The sequence below is a fragment of the Paenibacillus sp. LC231 genome, from assembly GCF_001860525.1.
GTDB lineage: Bacteria > Bacillota > Bacilli > Paenibacillales > Paenibacillaceae > Paenibacillus_AQ.
The window spans coordinates 361100-378435 of the sequence record NZ_JFOM01000015.1; the positions used below are offsets into that span (position 1 = coordinate 361100).

The window sequence follows — 17336 nt, forward strand, 5'->3', positions numbered from 1 at the left end:
GGTGGAGAGCATTCATTATGACAACCTGCAGGAAACGCTGTATTACGAAGTGATGGATAACGGTCTGCACGTGTATGTGCTGCCTAAACCCGGCTTCCAGAAAACCTATGCGACCTTTGCAACCAAATATGGTTCGGTGGATAACCATTTTAAGGTTGAAGGCGAGTCTGAAACTCGCGTTCCTGATGGCATTGCGCATTTTCTTGAACACAAAATGTTTGAGGAGCCGGAAGGCGATATTTTTGCCAAGTTTGCCTCGAACGGCGCCTCGGCGAATGCCTTTACTAGTTTTGACCAAACGGTGTATCTCTTTTCTGCGACGGAGAACATCCATGAAAATTTGGAGACGCTGATCAATTTCGTGCAGAACCCTTACTTTACCGATCAGAACGTAGAGAAGGAAAAAGGGATTATCGGGCAGGAAATCAACATGTATCAGGACAATCCGGACTGGCGCGTATACTTCGGTCTGATCGAAGCGATGTACAAGGTGCATCCGGTGCACATCGATATTGCCGGTACGGTGGAATCCATCGGAACGATTACGAAGGAAGATCTGTATACGTGCTACAATGCCTTTTATCATCCGAGCAACATGCTGCTGTTCGTGGTGGGCGGCGTAGATCCCGTTGAAACGATGAACCTGATCCGTTCGAATCAAGCCGGAAAATCGTATGAGAAGCAAGGCTCCATCGAGCGTTTATTCGATCCGGAGCCTCAGGGAGTTGAAGAGAAGCGGCGAGAGAGCCGGCTGGCCGTATCCCTGCCGAAATGCCTGTTCGGCTTCAAGGAGAAGCAGGTCGGTTTAACGGCCGAGGAGCAGCTGCGCCGAGATTTGACAACGAAGCTGATGATGGACCTCCTGTTCGGATCCAGTACGGAATTGTATCAGCAGCTGTATGACGATGATTTGATATCCGACAGCTTCGGCCATGAATATAACAGTTCACCCCAATATGCGTTCTCTACGGTTGGCGGAGACACGAAGGATCCGGACCAACTTCTGGAGCGCATCCGCACTGAGGTGGATAAGTTAAAAGCAACCGGATTTCAGGCATCCGACTTTGAACGTGCCCGCAAGAAGAAAATGGGCGGATATTTGCGCATGCTCAATTCCCCTGAAAATATTGCTCATGAATTCACTCGCTATCAGTTCCGCGGGGCGGATTTCTTTAAGGTTCTACCGGTTTATGAATCCATTACCATAGATGATGTAAACCGCCGTCTGCAGGAGCATATCGACTGGGATCAATTGGCCGTATCGATCGTTGTGAGTCCGTAATGAAGCAAGACATGGGAAGAGAATTGAAACCGATCGGGGAAATGACGGTACTGATCACGGGTGCCAGCAGAGGTATTGGAGCGGCTGTTGCCGAGCGTTTTGCTTCGGTACGCATGAATGTCGTTATCCATTACATGAATTCGCATGAAGCGGCCAATGAAGTTGCCCGCCGCTGTATGGCCTATGGTGCTAAGGTGTTAACTGTATCCGCGGATCTTCGCGACAAAGAGCAAATATTGCGCATGAAAGAGAAGCTTCAGAGTCATGATATGGAGCCGGATATCCTGGTTAACAACGCCGGGGTATCCCATTACGGGCTTCTGTCTGACGTGACGGAAGAGGAGTGGGACACTTTGATGTCCATCAACCTGAGAGGGATGTTTCTGTGTTCCCAGGCGTTTATGGGGCGTATGATCTCCCAGCGATTTGGCAGGATTATCAATGTCTCCTCGATCTGGGGGTTGTCGGGTGCCTCCTGCGAGGTATTGTATTCAACAAGCAAGGGTGGCGTTAACGCTTTTACGAAGGCCCTTGCGAAGGAGCTTGCCCCATCAGGCGTGACGGTGAATGCCGTTGCCCCCGGCGCGGTGGATACGTCCATGCTGGGGCATTTGGAATCGGATGAGATCCGCATGCTGGAGGATGAAATTCCGGTCGGCAGATTGGCGCAGCCGGATGAGATTTCATCACTGGTGTATTTTCTGGCGCTGCCCGAGTCGGGCTACATTACCGGGCAAGTGATCAGCCCGAATGGCGGTTGGGTGACCTGATCGTCATTCGTGGTGCAATTCACCACTCATAAGGTATTGGTTACGGGGACATATTACTATTGTTACTTTAAATCTGAATTGCCACCACGCAAAAGGAGGATTTAATTCATGTCATCCGTAATCAAAAACTTTGATTCCTGGAAGAAATTTCTGGGCGAGCGCGTCGTTCAAGCCGAGAAAGCGGGCATGAGTGAAGACACCATTTCTCAGCTGGCTTATGAGATCGGTGATTTCCTCGATGAGAAGGTCGACCCGCAAAACTCATCTAACCGGGCACTGAAAGAATTGTGGGATGTAGGTAACGAGGAAGAACGCCACGTTATCGCGCGTCTGATGGTGAAACTGGCCAAGAACAACGCATAACCCTCTTGCAAAAAGCCCCCCGCGAACGGGGGCTTTTTGTCAAGAAAAAAGAATGTAATTTTCATGTCATCGTTAATACTTGCCTTTCATTTTTATTTTATATATCATTAACGTGACCCATTTTTCATTTGACCTGTTTTTGCGTGCAATTTTCGCTGGAATTTGTCGAATATTGATGGAAAAGAAGTGCAAAGAGGTGTCTTTGTGGAATCGAATCAATGGTACATGGAATACAAGATACATAAGAACCGGCCTGGTCTGCTCGGCGATATTGCTTCCGTATTAGGTATGCTCGAAGTAAACATCCTGACCATTAACGGGGTTGAAGGCCAAACTCGCGGAATGCTGCTGGAAACGGATGATGAAGAAAAAATTATCCTGATGGGCAAAATGTTAAACAAAATGAAAAATATTACGGTAACAGCCTTGAGACCGCCAAAACTGGTCGATATTTTGGCTGTCCGACATGGACGATATATTGACCGGGACTCGGATGATCGTAAAACGTTCCGTTTTACGCGTGATGAGCTCGGTTTACTTGTTGATTTTTTGGGTGAATTGTTCAAAAGGGAAGGTAATCAGGTTATCGGTCTTCGCGGAATGCCCCGCGTCGGCAAAACCGAGTCCATTATCGCCGGCAGCGTCTGCGCGATGAAGCGCTGGACCTTTGTTTCCTCTACGCTGCTCCGTCAAACCATTCGCAGTCAACTCTCCGAGGACGAGATGAATTCGAACAATGTTTTCATCATTGACGGCATTGTGAGCACGATCCGATCCAACGAACGTCATTATCAGCTCCTGCAGGATATCATGGACATGGAGAGCACGAAGGTGATCGAGCATCCGGATATTTTTGTTCGCGAATCCGAATATTCCTATGAGGATTTCGATATTATAATCGAATTGCGAAACAATCCGGAAGAGGAAATCGTTTATGATACGTTCACGGGCTCTTATAGTGACGATTTATAATATTGTTTTTGACTTTGACCACGAATTTCTAAAGTAGGAGGTGATGGCATGTCCGAACTGGGACAGCAATTAAGGGAGGCGCGTCTACAAAAAGGGATGAGCCTTGATGATGTGCAGGAAATGACAAAAATACGCAAGCGATACTTGGAAGCCATCGAGGCAGGGGATTACAAAGTACTTCCCGGCAGTTTTTACGTGCGGGCATTCATCAAAACCTATGCGGAAGCGGTGGGGATTGACCCGGACGAACTGCTTGAAGGCCATAAACAGGATGTGCCAAAATCCGAACCGGAAGCGACGATGGAACCGGTTATTCAAAAACGTGCCGCCAGACCTTCAGCCGAACGGAACATGAAATGGCTGCCTACACTGCTGATGTGGACATTCCCGATTCTGATCGTTGTTGTCATTTACTTGGTGGCCATTAATTCGAATGAGCCTAAGGATGAACCTCCGGTAAGCAATAATGATCAGACGCAGACGGATCAAGCGCAAAAGCCGGAAGACCCGGGCAATACGGATCCCGCCACGCCAGGTGACGGAGCGCAGGGCGGCGACAACACCCCAGACGGCACGGCTAACGAAGGCACGGACGGAGAAGGGACAGACGCCCCGGACGGAACAGATGGCACAGAAGGAACGGACGTCGATGAACCGGGTGATTCAACGCCTGGAGTAGCTACGGTGACGCAGGACCGGACGGAAGGCAAGAACACCGTATTTAAGGTAACAGGCTCGTCTGTGAAGGTTGAGATTGTAGCAACGAGCGACGGTAAGAGCTGGGTAGAAGTGTATCGTGGCTACAATACCTCCGGGGAGAAGCTGGCTTTCCAAATGCTTGAGAATGGTGATTCTCTGAGCTTTGACCTGGATAGCCAGGGACTTTACGTGAAATCAGGGAACTCCGCTGCAACCACTATTACGGTTGGCGGCCAGCCTGTAACGGATGGAAAATCAACGTCGCGCATCTTGCTGGAGCCGGCTGATGGTTCCGCAAGCACGATGGACAACACGGGTACTACGGATGCCACAGGTACTACCACAGATACTACAGGTACATCGGATACCACAGATATCGAATAATTGCCTGTTCTCCAGGCCATCATAACAGCATGCAGCTGCATGCTGTTATTGCACTTCCTGGAAGAGGTGATGCTCTCGTGACGGTCAACTGGATTATATTCGGATTAGGCGTTATCGTCAGCCTCTTGGGCTACTATTTGATTCCAAGTGACTGGGGATATGGCATATTAGGCTTTGGACTGGCACATATTTTGCTCGGTATATTGAGCATGTTCCGCCGTCCGGTGCATGATGAGAAAGCTAGCAGTTGACGGAGCAGGCTTCGTTTTCGCCGGATGTTGGCGATAAGCGGAGTCTTTTTCGTTCACATTTATCCCGCTGATCTCGTAGAGGATTAGACTTGGCTCACGGTTTTACCTATAATAGAAGCATTATCGCCAAATGAAAGGAAGGATTCACCATGGCTTCAGAAAACTCATTTGATATCGTATCCAAAATGGATATGCAGGAACTTAGCAATGCGGTTAATCAGGCGGAGCGGGAGATCGAGAACCGTTTTGACTTCAAGGGCAGCAAGAGCAGCTTGAAGCTGGACAAGGACGCACTGGTCATTGCATCCGATGACGAGTACAAACTCAACGCCGTTATTGATATTTTGCAAACCAAGATGGTGAAACGGGGCTTGTCGCTGAAAAATGTGGAGTACGGCAAGATCGAGCCGGCTTCCATGGGTACCGTTCGCCAGCGCCTGACCTTAAAGCAAGGAATCGATCAGGAAAATTCGAAAAAGATCAACATCTTGATCCGTGATTCCAAGCTGAAGGTCAAGAGTCAGATTCAAGGTGACCAAATTCGGGTAACCGGAAAAAGCAAGGATGATCTTCAGCAGATCATGCAGCTGCTTCGCAAAGCGGATCTTTCTCTAGACCTGCAATTCACGAATTTTAAATAAACGCCGCCACAGGCTCATATAGGATTGGAAGGACAGGTTTGTTTCTTTTGACAGGGCGTGAGCGGAAATATTATACTAAAAAACGATATATAAGGATTAACGTATACATAGATTACTGGGGGATGAATATGACAGACAGCGCTTCACGCTTCGAACCCTTTAGGCTCTTGGGAAGAGCGACCCTATTGAAGTACAGATGGATAACAGTCGCGGGGTCTGCGAAAATTTCAAGACAACCCGTTGCAAGGGAGGTTGCCCCATGAATTTACCCAATCGTATCACGTTGGCCCGCATTTGCTTGATCCCTGTCATGATGATTTTTCTGCTGGTGGATTTTGATTTTTATCCGGCTCCTATTGTGTGGAATGATTTTGTCCTTCCCTACAACCAATTAATTGCAGCATTGATATTCATACTTGCAGCAAGTACGGATGGGATTGACGGATATTTGGCCCGGAAAAACAATATGGTGACGAACCTGGGTAAACTTCTGGATCCGCTCGCGGACAAACTGCTGGTGGCAGCCATCCTCATATCGCTTGTGGAGATGGGCAAATGCGAATCCTGGATTGCTGTAGTCATCATCAGCAGAGAATTCGCGGTTACTGGCTTGAGACAAATTGCACTCCTGGAAGGTTCCGTCGTTGCAGCAGGTCAATCGGGGAAAATCAAGACGGTGATTCAGATTGTGGCGATTGTCGCGCTTCTGATCAATAATTTCCCGTTTGTATTCTTGGGAATTCCGTTTGATGTCATTGCAATCTGGGCTGCCGCGGTGATTACGATCTATTCGGGAATCGAATATTTTGTCCAGAACAGGCACCTTCTCAAAGGTGCCGGGGCATAACGGCAATAGGAGCAATCCTATTGCTTTTTTCTTCCGCAGGGTAAGAACATAGTGAAAGCGGGTATTTGTGAAGAGATAGCAGACACAGGAGGATGGACGAATCATGAAAGCAGAAATCATTGCAGTTGGAACCGAACTTCTACTTGGACAGATTGTGAATACCAATGCACAGTATTTGTCCAGACAGCTTGCTTCAATGGGAATCGATGTATACTATCAAACCGTTGTCGGGGATAACATGGAGAGACTCAAGGAGGCTTTGCGGCTGTCCAGCAGCAGAGCCGATATCGTTCTCCTGTCCGGTGGTCTGGGCCCCACACAGGATGACCTGACAAAGGATGCGCTCGCATCTTTTCTAAATCGGTCATTGCATATTGATCGGATGGCCATGGATCGGATTGAACGCTTCTTCCATGAACGGGGTTCCGTAATGACCGAGAACAATCGGCGCCAGGCCCTGGCCATCGAGGGAGGGACTCCGCTTCCGAACGAAACAGGCCTCGCCGTCGGGAATGCGGTATCCTATGAAGGGACTCATTACATTGTGTTGCCGGGACCGCCGAAAGAGCTGATGCCGATGTTTGAGCAGGAGGCCAAGCCTTGGCTTCTGCAGCATGTGCTTACGGGAGAGCTTCCCATCTATTCGAAGATGCTCAAATTCGCAGGCATCGGGGAGTCCGCGCTTGATAAGCGCCTGGAGGACCTGATTACGGCCCAGACCGATCCGACGATTGCGTTGTATGCCAAGGAGGGGGAGGTCACCGTCCGAATCTCCACGAAGGCAGCCAGCGAGGCTGAGGCCATGGTGCGGCTGAATGAGCTGGAAGCCCGGATCCAGGAGAGAGGCCCGGAATTTATGTATGCTAACGAGGATGTGCCCATTGAGAAGGTCATCGTGGATATGATGGCGGATCATAGCTGGACGCTGAGCGCTGCAGAGAGCTGCACGGGAGGCCTTGTAGCGGAGACGCTGACCTCTATCCCCGGGAGCGCGTCCATGTTCCTTGGCGGGATCATCTGTTATACCAACCAGATCAAGGAGAAGCTTGTGCATATCCCGCATGCGCTGCTTGAGGGGGATGATGCGCCGGGAGCCGTCAGTGCAGAGGTTGCCCAAGCGCTTGCGGATCATGTCCGGATGGTAACGGACAGCGACTTTGGTTTATCGGTAACGGGCGTGGCAGGTCCAGGGTATGCTGAACGCAAGCCTATAGGTCTTGTTTACATCGGATTGTCTCAACGGGGAAAAGAAACGGAAGTGCACGAGCTGCACCTTCAGGGTAACCGTGAAACGATCCGGCTCCGAGCTGCGAAGGCGCTGCTCTACCGGCTTTGGCAGCGTCTTGTTGCCTCTAAACAGGTTTAGGGTTGCGGAATAGGGATATCCGCTATTCGAAAAAAGTAAATAATTTACACCTTGCTTGGCAGCTCTTCTTGAATTAACGAACAGTTCCAAGTATAATGGGAAATACGGAAGAACCGTGGCATATCGTATGATGTTGCCACGGTTCTTGTTGTTTATACATAAGGCATGGAGCATATACGGGAAGGGGTGCCGAATAAAAAAACGAATGTATGTTCGAAAAAAAGCTTGGCAAACGTGTCAAAACAAGGTATGATATGACTATCAACAGTGAAGGGTTGTGGAACAATTGTCAGATCGTCGTGCTGCGCTGGAAATGGCGCTTCGTCAGATAGAGAAACAGTTCGGAAAAGGTTCCATCATGAAACTGGGTGAATCCACCCACATGCAAGTAGAGATTGTGCCGAGCGGATCGTTGGCATTGGATATAGCTTTAGGAACCGGCGGCTTGCCTAGAGGCCGGATTATTGAAGTATATGGACCGGAATCCTCCGGTAAAACAACAGTAGCCCTCCATGCGATTGCTGAAGTTCAGAAGGCTGGTGGACAGGCTGCATTTATCGATGCCGAGCATGCTCTGGATCCATCGTATGCAAGCAAACTGGGCGTTAACATTGATGAATTGCTGCTCTCCCAACCGGACACGGGTGAGCAGGCGCTGGAAATTGCGGAAGCTCTGGTACGCAGTGGTGCAGTTGATATCATCGTTATTGACTCGGTTGCTGCACTGGTACCAAAAGCTGAAATTGAAGGCGACATGGGTGACTCCCACGTAGGTCTGCAAGCTCGTTTGATGTCCCAGGCTCTTCGGAAATTGTCGGGTGCTATTAATAAATCGAAAACAATTGCCATCTTTATCAACCAGCTTCGTGAGAAGGTTGGTGTTATGTTCGGTAACCCTGAGACGACTCCAGGTGGACGTGCTCTGAAGTTCTACTCGACGGTTCGTTTGGACGTGCGTCGAATTGAGAGCATCAAGATGGGGAACGATGTGGTGGGTAACCGCACACGGATTAAGGTTGTTAAGAACAAGGTAGCCCCTCCTTTCAAACAGGCAGAGCTTGATATTATGTACGGTGAAGGCATCTCTAGAGAGGGAAGCCTGATCGATATCGGAACGGAACTCGATATCGTGGATAAGAGCGGCGCATGGTATTCTTATTCAGGTGACCGTCTTGGCCAAGGACGGGAGAATGCGAAGCAATTCTTGAAAGAGAATCCGGAGATCGCTAGTGTTATCGAGAACAAAATTCGTGAAGCGAGCAATCTGACCACGGCTGTTCCTGAGCCTTCCGAGAAGGATAAGGAACAAGAGGAAATAGAAGAGCAAGAGTTGTTTAAAGTAGAGTAGCACATTGCTGGTTATCGATTACAGTGTTGAGGACCGTCCGGTGTTTGTAACGCCAGACGGTCTTCTTTGCATTTATTCAGACTTCCAGATGCAGTCTTGGTTATTTTACTCAGAAATGGTGCGGTAGTGAGAGGAGCGACATATGGAAGAAGAGAATAAGGAAATGTCGGAGCAGGCAGAAGCATCAGGTATAGGACATTTTCCGGACCATGAGGATTTGATTGTAACGTCAGTTGAAATGCTGAAAAAGCCCAAGCACCGATACCAAATCGCGTTTGGTCCGTACCTCATGACCGTTCATGAAGATGTGATGCTGAAATACCGGATGTTCAAGGGGAATGTTTTTCGCAAGGAAGAGCTTGAAGAAATTATCGTGGCCGATGAACGACAGAGGGCTTATGTAGAGGCACTGAATCATCTGTCCAGGAAACCCAGAACAGCCAAGGAGATCACCCAGCGTCTGCAGCAAAAAGGTTTTGAGCCGAGCTGCATAGAGACGACGCTGGAGCGATTGGAGAAGGACAAGCTGATTGATGACGCATTATACGCCAAGATGTGGACAGAGCAGCGAATGACCAGCCACAAGAAGGGACGGCTGTGGGTCAAACAGGAGCTGAGACAGAAGGGAATCGGCACGGAGCTGATCTCCGAGGCTCTGGGCGAGATCAGTGCAGATGCCGAATTGGAGAGCGCGCTTGCCGTGGGACGGAAAAAATGGCAGCAAACCCATGGAGAGATGCTGGATCGCAAACGTAAAACGGGAGCATATTTAATGCGTAGAGGCTTCGGCGGGGATCAGGTGCGTCAGGTGCTCAAGCGTTTGGTTGACGAGGATCAGGAAAAGGGCGAGTGGGACGACGAGCTGGAAGATTTCGAATAAAGGGCAGTTTGGGTACTTTTTCGCGAAAGAAATGGTTTCATTGGATGAAACTGACGTTTACCCATTGCTTTCCCTTGACAATATCTTTTTATAAATACTAAAATAAATATGAATCTTTTTATCATAAATTAGAATCCTTTTTCCTTCCAAAAAAGTGACTACTTTGTGAAAGATTCTTTAATCGCCAATTCATAGTGAAATGTATTCCGCTGGCTAAGGCGGGATTTGCGTACGTGATACGGCGTGCGCAGTATGGACGGCAGCTTCCACTGCCGGAAAATTTTATGTATGAATGAGTAACCTGACAATTGCACATTTCCCAAGGAATGCCTTGGAGGAACCAACGAGGAGGTGATCAGATGGATTCCATTTGGTGGATCATAATCGTTCTCGTTGTAGCCGCTATATTCTTTGGGTTCGGTTATTTTATTCGCAAATCCCTTGCAGAAGCTAAAATTTCCAGTGCCGAGCATGCCGCTTTGCAGATCGTAGAAAGTGCGAAGAAGGAAGCAGAAGCATTGAAGAAAGAAACGGTTCTCGAAGCTAAAGACGAAGTTCATAAAATCAGAGCCGAAGCTGAAAAAGACACTCGTGAGCGCCGGAATGAAATTCAACGGCAGGAGCGCAGATTGTTGCAAAAGGAAGAGTCGCTGGATAAAAAAATAGAATCTTTGGAACGTAAAGAAGAACAAGTGGCGAACAAAGAGAAACGAATAGAAGAGACACAGCAGCAAATCGATGCCATTTACAAGAAACAAACGACAGAACTGGAGCGCATCTCCAATCTGACGATGGAGGATGCCCGCAGCATTATTCTCAGTAATGTTGAGCAGGAAGTTCGTCATGAAACCGCTCAGATGATTAAAGAAATCGAGCAGCAGGCGAAGGAAGAGGCAGATAAGAAATCACGCGAGATCATTACGCTGGCTATTCAGCGCTGTGCGGCTGATCACGTCGCGGAGACCACGGTATCTGTTGTCACTTTGCCGAATGAAGAAATGAAGGGCCGGATTATCGGACGTGAAGGCCGGAATATTCGTGCGCTTGAGACCCTTACAGGGATTGACCTTATTATCGATGATACTCCGGAAGCTGTTATTCTCTCCGGTTTTGATCCGATTCGCCGTGAAATTGCCCGTACAGCTTTGGAAAAGCTTGTGGCGGACGGACGGATTCATCCGGCTCGTATCGAAGAAATGGTGGAGAAATCCCGCAAGGAAGTGGACGAACGCATTCGCGAATACGGAGAACAAGCCACTTTCGAGGTTGGCGTTCACGGCTTGCACCCAGATTTGATCAAAATTCTGGGCCGACTGAAATTCCGTACAAGCTATGGACAAAATGTGTTGAAACACTCCATGGAAGTGGCCTATTTGACTGGCCTGATGGCCGGCGAACTGGGTGAAGACATCGTGCTTGCGAAACGGGCAGGACTGTTGCATGACATCGGGAAAGCGCTGGATCATGAAGTGGAAGGATCGCACGTTGAAATCGGCGTGGAGCTGGCGAAGAAGTATAAGGAACATCCGGTGGTTATCAACAGCATTGCCTCTCATCACGGTGATTGTGAAGCAACTTCGGTTATTGCCATGCTGGTTGGCGCAGCTGACGCATTGTCTGCTGCAAGACCGGGAGCACGCAGAGAGACGCTTGAGACGTATATCCGCCGTCTTGAGAAGCTCGAAGAAATTTCCGAATCCTTTGAAGGCGTTGAGAAATCCTACGCCATTCAAGCGGGACGTGAAGTTCGCGTCATGGTACAGCCTGAGAAAATCGACGATGCCGAAGCATTCCGCCTGGCGCGTGACATTACCAAAACCATTGAGAATGAACTGGATTATCCGGGTCATATCAAAGTCACCGTCATCCGGGAAACCCGAGCGGTGGATTACGCGAAATAGAGTTTGGACCTTAAAAAGTGGCCGCAATCCGGCCACTTTTTATCTTTCAAGTACCGAAAATACAGTTTTGGACATTTATGAATCGGGAACGGTCCTGCCGGGAATCAGGACAAGCATCCCTGAAGGAGTGATTGACATCAACGTATTATTCATCGGAGACATTGTCGGCAGTACAGGGCGTAAAGCTTTGAAGGCTTCTCTTCCAGAGCTGAAGTCCAAATATAATCCGCACATCATTATTGCCAATGGGGAGAATGCTGCTTCAGGGCGAGGCATTACCTCGGCCATCGCCAATGAATTTTTCAATTGGGGCATTCATGGCATCACTTTGGGTAACCACACCTGGGATAACAAGGACATTTTTGAGTTTATTGATGATGAGCCGCGCATGATTCGTCCGGCAAATTTTCCGCCCGGCACCCCGGGGCGTGGATACACAATCATCAAAGCGAACGGCAAACAGCTGGCGATCGTGAATTTACAAGGACGAACCTTCCTGCCAGCCATCGATTGCCCGTTTCGCGCTGCCGATGACATTGTGGATGAGCTTCGCCAGAAGACGAAGTGCATTCTGGTGGATTTCCATGCCGAGGCGACGTCGGAGAAGATTGCCATGGGATGGCATCTGGAAGGCCGCGCCTCGATGGTGGTCGGAACGCACACCCACGTGCAAAGCAATGACGATACCATACTGCCGGGAGGAACAGCTTATATTACGGATACCGGCATGGTGGGCTCCAAGGAAGGCATCCTCGGCATGCAGCGTGATGCGGTGATGTATAAGTTCAAGACCCAGCTTCCTGCCCGTTTCCAGGTCGACGAAGGTAAATGGCAGTTCCATGCGGTATGCGTGGATATGGATGAGGACACGGGAAGAGCCCGGAAGATACAGAAAATCCGCATGTACGAAGACGAATGGCGGATGGATTAAAAAAGGCGGAATCCGTTTAATTAAATTAGGAACGGATGGTAAAAAGCAGGAATTTTTTCCCCTCTCACGAATAACATCTAGTAAGCGGAAGCAAACCATCACTCAACATTCCCAGGGGAGGTACTTACCATGGAAGTATTAAAAGTTTCAGCAAAATCCAATCCTAATTCAGTTGCAGGGGCGCTCGCTGGAGTTCTTAGGGAGCGGGGCGGAGCGGAACTGCAAGCGATTGGGGCGGGAGCACTGAACCAGGCCATTAAAGCGGTAGCGATTGCCCGGGGATTTGTAGCACCGAGCGGGGTGGATTTGATTTGCATCCCTGCTTTTACGGATATTGTGATTGATGGCGAAGACCGGACGGCAATTAAATTGATCGTAGAACCTAGATAAATTTCGAATGTTGAGGTATTAGCCTGTTTACTCTACTTGGTGTAAACAGGCTTTTTGCTGTGACAAGTTCAGAAGGGAGATGAGCGGCGCGATGCGTACGGTTGATTTTCACTGTGATGTTTTGAGCAAAATGTGGGAAGCTCCCCAAGCCTCCTTTGTGGACGACCCGCATTTGGATGTAACGCTGCAGCGCATGGAGGAGGGCGACCTGGCCCTTCAGGTGTTCGCTGTTTTTTTATCGGAGAAATGGGGTAGACCATCCTTTGAACGGGTGCTGGCACAACTCGATACATATCGCAGCCGCATCGTTAAACCGGGACATCTTAAGCCCCTGCTCTGGCGGGAGCAGCTCCAAGAGATCAGACAAGGGCAGCATGGACGGTTCGGCGTTCTGTCCTTGGAAGGCGTTGACGGGCTGGAGGGGAATTTATATTACGTCCAGCTCTTGTTTGAGATGGGCGTGCGTTTGATGGGGGTTACCTGGAATTATGCGAACTGGGCTGCGGATGGAGCATTAGAGCAGCGAAATGGGGGATTCACGGAACGGGGACGGCAGCTGATAGAGCTATGCCATTCGACGGGCATCATTCTGGATGTGTCTCATCTGTCCCAAGCTGGCTTCTGGGAGCTCGTGGAGCTGACCAAAGGGCCTATCATCGCCTCGCATTCCAATGCGTACTCCGTCTGCCAGCATCCCCGGAATTTGAATGATGAGCAGATAAGGGCACTAATTGCGCTAAACGGAATGATTGGAATCACGTTTGTGCCCTGGTTTATCCGCAGCGGAGTAGATCGTGTGAAGCCGGAGGACATATTGCCGCATATCGAGAAGATTTGTGAGCTGGGCGGTGAAAAGCACATCATGTTTGGTTCGGACTTCGACGGGATTGATCAATGGGTTGCCGGGCTTGAGCATCCGGGCCGGTATCCTGAATTTCAGGAGCTGCTGCTTAAACATTACCCGGAATCGATGGTAAAGGGCTGGATGTCGGAGTATGCCCTCCATTTTCTTGAGCAGAATTTACCTTCATTGTCAGCCCAAGCATAGTAACCTTTCGCATAACGACCATGATTCGAGGATAACTTTGACAATCCTGTTGCAGATTGCTCGTGAATCGGAAGAAGGCGGCCTGAATCACCCGGGTTGCCTTTTTATTTTTGGGTAATAGAGAGTATAATAGGTGATGGCATGTACAGCATATAGAGAAAAACAAGGAGTGAGACAGATGAGTAAAACTGTACCTGTGGGTGTATCCGCCCGCCATATTCATTTAACCCAAGAGCATATTGAGGCATTGTTCGGCCCTGGATATCAGCTGACAGAGTTCAAACCATTGTCCCAGCCAGGACAATTCGCAGCCAACGAAACGGTAGCGGTTATTGGAACGAAGGGACAATTCGATAAAGTAAGAATTTTGGGACCTGCACGTCCTGCAACCCAGCTGGAGATTTCCCGCACGGATTCCTTCGCCATCGGTGTGAAAGCACCTGTACGCGAATCCGGAAACATCGCGGGAACCCCGGGAATTACGATTAAAGGTCCGGCTGGTGAAGTAACGGTGGATGAAGGTGTCATCGTAGCCGCTCGTCATATTCACTTCCATACATCCGATGCGGATCAATGGGGTATTAAAGACAAGGACCTGCTGAAGGTACGCTTAGGCGGCGAACGCGGTCTTGTTCTGGAGAACGTCATTGCCCGCGTATCCGACAATTTTGCGCTCGACATGCATATCGATACCGATGAAGCTAATGCTGCCGGCGCCAAAAACGGAGACACTGCTGAAATTATTGATTAATCTATAGCTTCAGTAAACTTCATGAACATACTGTATGTGTCACGCATGTGCTGCTGTTAAGCGTTTTTAGCGACAGCTGGAAGAGCCTGAGTCGATTCATTTCGATTTCAGGCTCTTTTTTGAAATTTTCTACGGGTTCCATGTTTCGGAGGACCTATTTTGAAGGAGAGAGCGTCTGTTAAGGTTTGGACTCATTAATGCCCAAGGTGGTAGCTTAGGCAATAAGATCATGATATAATTTAAAACAGTGCCTAATTAAGATATTTTGTCATGTAAACCAGAGATTTTGCGGATCTAAGGAGTGACCTAGCATGTCCAAAGAAAGTAAGGACTACTCCAAGTATTTTGATTTTTCAGGAGCCAAAGTTCTCTCCGAAGATGAACACGGGAAGAGAATTCGCATCAATGGCCGGGAAATCAACATCCTTTCGGAGCCTAATCATAGACAGGAAAAACAGCGCGGCAAGCAGAGTGTCGAAGTCTTGTACGATACCGAGCTGCCGGAAGCGTTTCGAACCCTTGGGGCTGGCAAGCATTATATCGTGTATACGTACGGATGTCAGATGAATGAGCATGATTCCGAAACGATTAAGGGATTGCTGGAGCAGATGGGCTACCGGGCAACCGAGGATCGGAAGCAGGCGGACATCATCTTGCTCAATACATGTGCCATTCGTGAAAACGCGGAGGATAAAGTGTTTGGCGAACTCGGCCATCTGAAGCATTTGAAGACGGAAAAGCCGGATATGCTGCTTGGCGTTTGCGGCTGCATGTCGCAGGAAGAATCGGTTGTTAATCGAATTCTCCAAAAGCATGGCTTTGTGGATTTGATTTTTGGTACGCATAACGTGCATCGTCTGCCTTATCTTATTCAGGAAGCGCTCTTCAGCAAGGAAATGGTGGTTGAAGTGTGGTCCAAAGAGGGCGACATTGTTGAGAATCTACCGAAAAAGAGAGAAGGTCTCCGCGGCTGGGTCAACATTATGTACGGCTGTGATAAATTCTGTACATACTGCATCGTCCCATATACCCGCGGCAAGGAACGCAGCCGGCGTCCGGAGGATGTCATCGCTGAGGTTCGTGAATTAGCCCGGCAAGGGTATAAGGAAATTACGCTGCTCGGTCAGAACGTGAACGCATATGGCAAAGACTTTGAAGATATCGATTACCGTTTCGGCGATCTGATGGATGATATTCACAAGATCGATATCCCGCGTGTTCGCTTTACCACATCCCATCCAAGGGATTTCGATGATCACCTGATTGAGGTGCTGGCGAAGGGTGGTAACCTGGTCGAGCATATTCACCTGCCGGTACAGTCGGGAAGCACGCAAGTGCTCAAAAAAATGAGCCGCAAATATACGCGTGAGACGTATTTGGAGCTGGCCCATAAGATTAAGAAGGCGATTCCCAATGTAGCATTCACCACCGACATCATTGTCGGATTCCCCGGTGAGACCGATGAGCAGTTTGAGGAGACGCTGTCCCTGGTTCGGGAGGTCGGCTACGACTCCGCTTACACGTTCATTTATTCTCCTCGAGAAGGAACGCCAGCGGCGGTGATGGAGGATAATGTACCGATGGAGGTCAAGAGCGAGCGTCTTCAGCGATTGAATGCCGCCATCAATGAGTACAGCCGCAAGAGCAACGACAGGCTGCTAGGTTCTACGGTGGAGGTGCTGGTAGAAGGAGTCAGCAAGAACAATGATTCCATGCTGTCGGGACGCACGCGCACGAACAAGCTGGTGCATTTCGAAGGCTCGACGGACCTCATAGGCAGCTTCGTAAATGTCCGGATTACGGATACGAAGACCTGGTATATCAAAGGGGATAGAATCCCGGACACGATTCCGGCCTCGGATGCGGTATAATAGAGGAGCAGGCAGCATTCAAATGCAGCATAGAGCCGCGAACAAAAAACCGGCCGGTGCTGCATATTCCCATATAGATGATGAAGAATTGGAGCGATGAACCTTGGCACATGATCATGTTCGTACGAACACATACGGTATGTCAACTTACAACACGCGTGAATTGATTATACGTGACGATATTTTGGCAAAAGCCGGCGAGCTGGCGGAATTAATATCCACCAGTGAAGAAGTTCAGATGTTTAAGCAGGCCGAAGAGAAGATCCAGAACCATGAACGGGTTCAAAACCTGATAAAAACCATTAAGAAAAAGCAAAAGGAAATCGTGGCTTTTGAAACGTTCCAGAACAAGGATATGGTCGCCAAAATCGAACGGGAGATCGAAGAACTGCAAGAGGAGATTGACGGTATTCCGCTCGTGATGGAGTTCCAGCAAAGTCAAAGCGACATTAATTATCTTCTTCAGCTGGTCGTATCCGTGATTCATGATACGGTTTCGGAAAAAGTGAATGTGGAAACAGGAAAAGATACGCCGCCAAGCAGCTGCGGATAGATGAAACGAGGTGCGGAATGGTTCCGCACCTTTTCTATTCTTGTTATTTCATGTACAGAATGAGAATGAATAGGGCATAGTAAACTTA

At 49.0% G+C, this 17336-nt stretch carries 18 protein-coding genes; all 18 read left to right on the forward strand.

Going from position 1 to position 17336, the window contains the following annotated elements:
• The first annotated feature begins 1 nt into the window (after window position 1).
• Window positions 2-1282, forward strand: coding sequence for an EF-P 5-aminopentanol modification-associated protein YfmH (gene yfmH / locus AK95_RS11780; RefSeq protein WP_071220143.1), 1281 nt, complete (start codon window positions 2-4; stop codon window positions 1280-1282).
• Window positions 1282-2052, forward strand: coding sequence for an elongation factor P 5-aminopentanone reductase (ymfI, locus tag AK95_RS11785; RefSeq protein WP_071220144.1), 771 nt, complete (start codon window positions 1282-1284; stop codon window positions 2050-2052). Before yfmH ends, ymfI begins: the two co-directional genes overlap by 1 nt.
• A gap of 108 nt (window positions 2053-2160) precedes the next feature.
• Complete coding sequence (locus AK95_RS11790) at window positions 2161-2415, forward strand: DUF3243 domain-containing protein (RefSeq protein ID WP_009589302.1); 255 nt, start codon at window positions 2161-2163, stop codon at window positions 2413-2415.
• 204 nt (window positions 2416-2619) lie between these two features.
• Window positions 2620-3387 carry a DUF3388 domain-containing protein gene (locus AK95_RS11795; protein WP_071220145.1) on the forward strand — a complete coding sequence of 256 codons (768 nt, stop codon included), beginning with the start codon at window positions 2620-2622 and terminating at the stop codon, window positions 3385-3387.
• Between the two features lie 48 nt (window positions 3388-3435).
• Window positions 3436-4470 carry a helix-turn-helix domain-containing protein gene (locus tag AK95_RS11800; RefSeq protein WP_071220146.1) on the forward strand — a complete coding sequence of 345 codons (1035 nt, stop codon included), beginning with the start codon at window positions 3436-3438 and terminating at the stop codon, window positions 4468-4470.
• 77 nt (window positions 4471-4547) lie between these two features.
• On the forward strand, window positions 4548-4721 hold the full coding sequence (locus tag AK95_RS34115) for a DUF4175 domain-containing protein (protein ID WP_146746999.1): 174 nt from the start codon (window positions 4548-4550) through the stop codon (window positions 4719-4721).
• A gap of 149 nt (window positions 4722-4870) precedes the next feature.
• Window positions 4871-5362, forward strand: coding sequence for a YajQ family cyclic di-GMP-binding protein (locus AK95_RS11805; RefSeq protein ID WP_071220147.1), 492 nt, complete (start codon window positions 4871-4873; stop codon window positions 5360-5362).
• Window positions 5363-5621: 259 nt separating this feature from the next.
• Entirely contained in the window at window positions 5622-6209 is a 588-nt protein-coding gene (gene pgsA / locus AK95_RS11810; RefSeq protein ID WP_071220148.1) for a CDP-diacylglycerol--glycerol-3-phosphate 3-phosphatidyltransferase, read from the forward strand.
• A 103-nt stretch (window positions 6210-6312) separates the two neighbouring features.
• Window positions 6313-7575, forward strand: coding sequence for a competence/damage-inducible protein A (locus tag AK95_RS11815; RefSeq protein WP_071220149.1), 1263 nt, complete (start codon window positions 6313-6315; stop codon window positions 7573-7575).
• 286 nt (window positions 7576-7861) lie between these two features.
• Window positions 7862-8923 carry a recombinase RecA gene (gene recA, locus AK95_RS11820; RefSeq protein ID WP_071220150.1) on the forward strand — a complete coding sequence of 354 codons (1062 nt, stop codon included), beginning with the start codon at window positions 7862-7864 and terminating at the stop codon, window positions 8921-8923.
• Between the two features lie 142 nt (window positions 8924-9065).
• Window positions 9066-9803 carry a regulatory protein RecX gene (locus AK95_RS11825; RefSeq protein WP_071220151.1) on the forward strand — a complete coding sequence of 246 codons (738 nt, stop codon included), beginning with the start codon at window positions 9066-9068 and terminating at the stop codon, window positions 9801-9803.
• Between the two features lie 359 nt (window positions 9804-10162).
• Entirely contained in the window at window positions 10163-11704 is a 1542-nt protein-coding gene (gene rny / locus AK95_RS11830; protein ID WP_071220152.1) for a ribonuclease Y, read from the forward strand.
• A gap of 136 nt (window positions 11705-11840) precedes the next feature.
• Window positions 11841-12635 (forward strand): TIGR00282 family metallophosphoesterase, encoded by a 795-nt coding sequence (locus tag AK95_RS11835; RefSeq protein ID WP_201259382.1) that lies wholly within the window; start codon window positions 11841-11843, stop codon window positions 12633-12635.
• A 129-nt stretch (window positions 12636-12764) separates the two neighbouring features.
• The gene (locus AK95_RS11840) at window positions 12765-13025 is read left to right on the forward strand and encodes a stage V sporulation protein S (RefSeq protein ID WP_006211249.1); all 261 of its coding nucleotides are present in this window, start codon (window positions 12765-12767) and stop codon (window positions 13023-13025) included.
• A gap of 91 nt (window positions 13026-13116) precedes the next feature.
• Window positions 13117-14073: a dipeptidase gene (locus tag AK95_RS11845; protein WP_071220153.1), complete on the forward strand. Its 957-nt coding sequence runs from the start codon at window positions 13117-13119 to the stop codon at window positions 14071-14073.
• A 178-nt stretch (window positions 14074-14251) separates the two neighbouring features.
• Window positions 14252-14824 (forward strand): phosphate propanoyltransferase, encoded by a 573-nt coding sequence (gene pduL, locus AK95_RS11850; protein WP_071220154.1) that lies wholly within the window; start codon window positions 14252-14254, stop codon window positions 14822-14824.
• 311 nt (window positions 14825-15135) lie between these two features.
• Window positions 15136-16695: a tRNA (N6-isopentenyl adenosine(37)-C2)-methylthiotransferase MiaB gene (gene miaB / locus AK95_RS11855; protein WP_071220155.1), complete on the forward strand. Its 1560-nt coding sequence runs from the start codon at window positions 15136-15138 to the stop codon at window positions 16693-16695.
• 103 nt (window positions 16696-16798) lie between these two features.
• Complete coding sequence (locus AK95_RS11860; protein ID WP_071220156.1) at window positions 16799-17248, forward strand: YlbF/YmcA family competence regulator; 450 nt, start codon at window positions 16799-16801, stop codon at window positions 17246-17248.
• Window positions 17249-17336: the final 88 nt, after the last annotated feature.

Coding starts and splice junctions, on each gene's coding strand:
- rny (WP_071220152.1), top strand. CDS start 10,163: ATGGATTCCATTTGGTGGATCATAATCGTTCTCGTTGTAGCCGCTATA.
- pgsA (WP_071220148.1), top strand. CDS start 5,622: ATGAATTTACCCAATCGTATCACGTTGGCCCGCATTTGCTTGATCCCT.
- AK95_RS11790 (WP_009589302.1), top strand. CDS start 2,161: ATGTCATCCGTAATCAAAAACTTTGATTCCTGGAAGAAATTTCTGGGC.
- AK95_RS11845 (WP_071220153.1), top strand. CDS start 13,117: ATGCGTACGGTTGATTTTCACTGTGATGTTTTGAGCAAAATGTGGGAA.
- AK95_RS11805 (WP_071220147.1), top strand. CDS start 4,871: ATGGCTTCAGAAAACTCATTTGATATCGTATCCAAAATGGATATGCAG.
- AK95_RS11800 (WP_071220146.1), top strand. CDS start 3,436: ATGTCCGAACTGGGACAGCAATTAAGGGAGGCGCGTCTACAAAAAGGG.
- AK95_RS11840 (WP_006211249.1), top strand. CDS start 12,765: ATGGAAGTATTAAAAGTTTCAGCAAAATCCAATCCTAATTCAGTTGCA.
- AK95_RS11825 (WP_071220151.1), top strand. CDS start 9,066: ATGGAAGAAGAGAATAAGGAAATGTCGGAGCAGGCAGAAGCATCAGGT.
- miaB (WP_071220155.1), top strand. CDS start 15,136: ATGTCCAAAGAAAGTAAGGACTACTCCAAGTATTTTGATTTTTCAGGA.
- pduL (WP_071220154.1), top strand. CDS start 14,252: ATGAGTAAAACTGTACCTGTGGGTGTATCCGCCCGCCATATTCATTTA.
- AK95_RS11815 (WP_071220149.1), top strand. CDS start 6,313: ATGAAAGCAGAAATCATTGCAGTTGGAACCGAACTTCTACTTGGACAG.
- ymfI (WP_071220144.1), top strand. CDS start 1,282: ATGAAGCAAGACATGGGAAGAGAATTGAAACCGATCGGGGAAATGACG.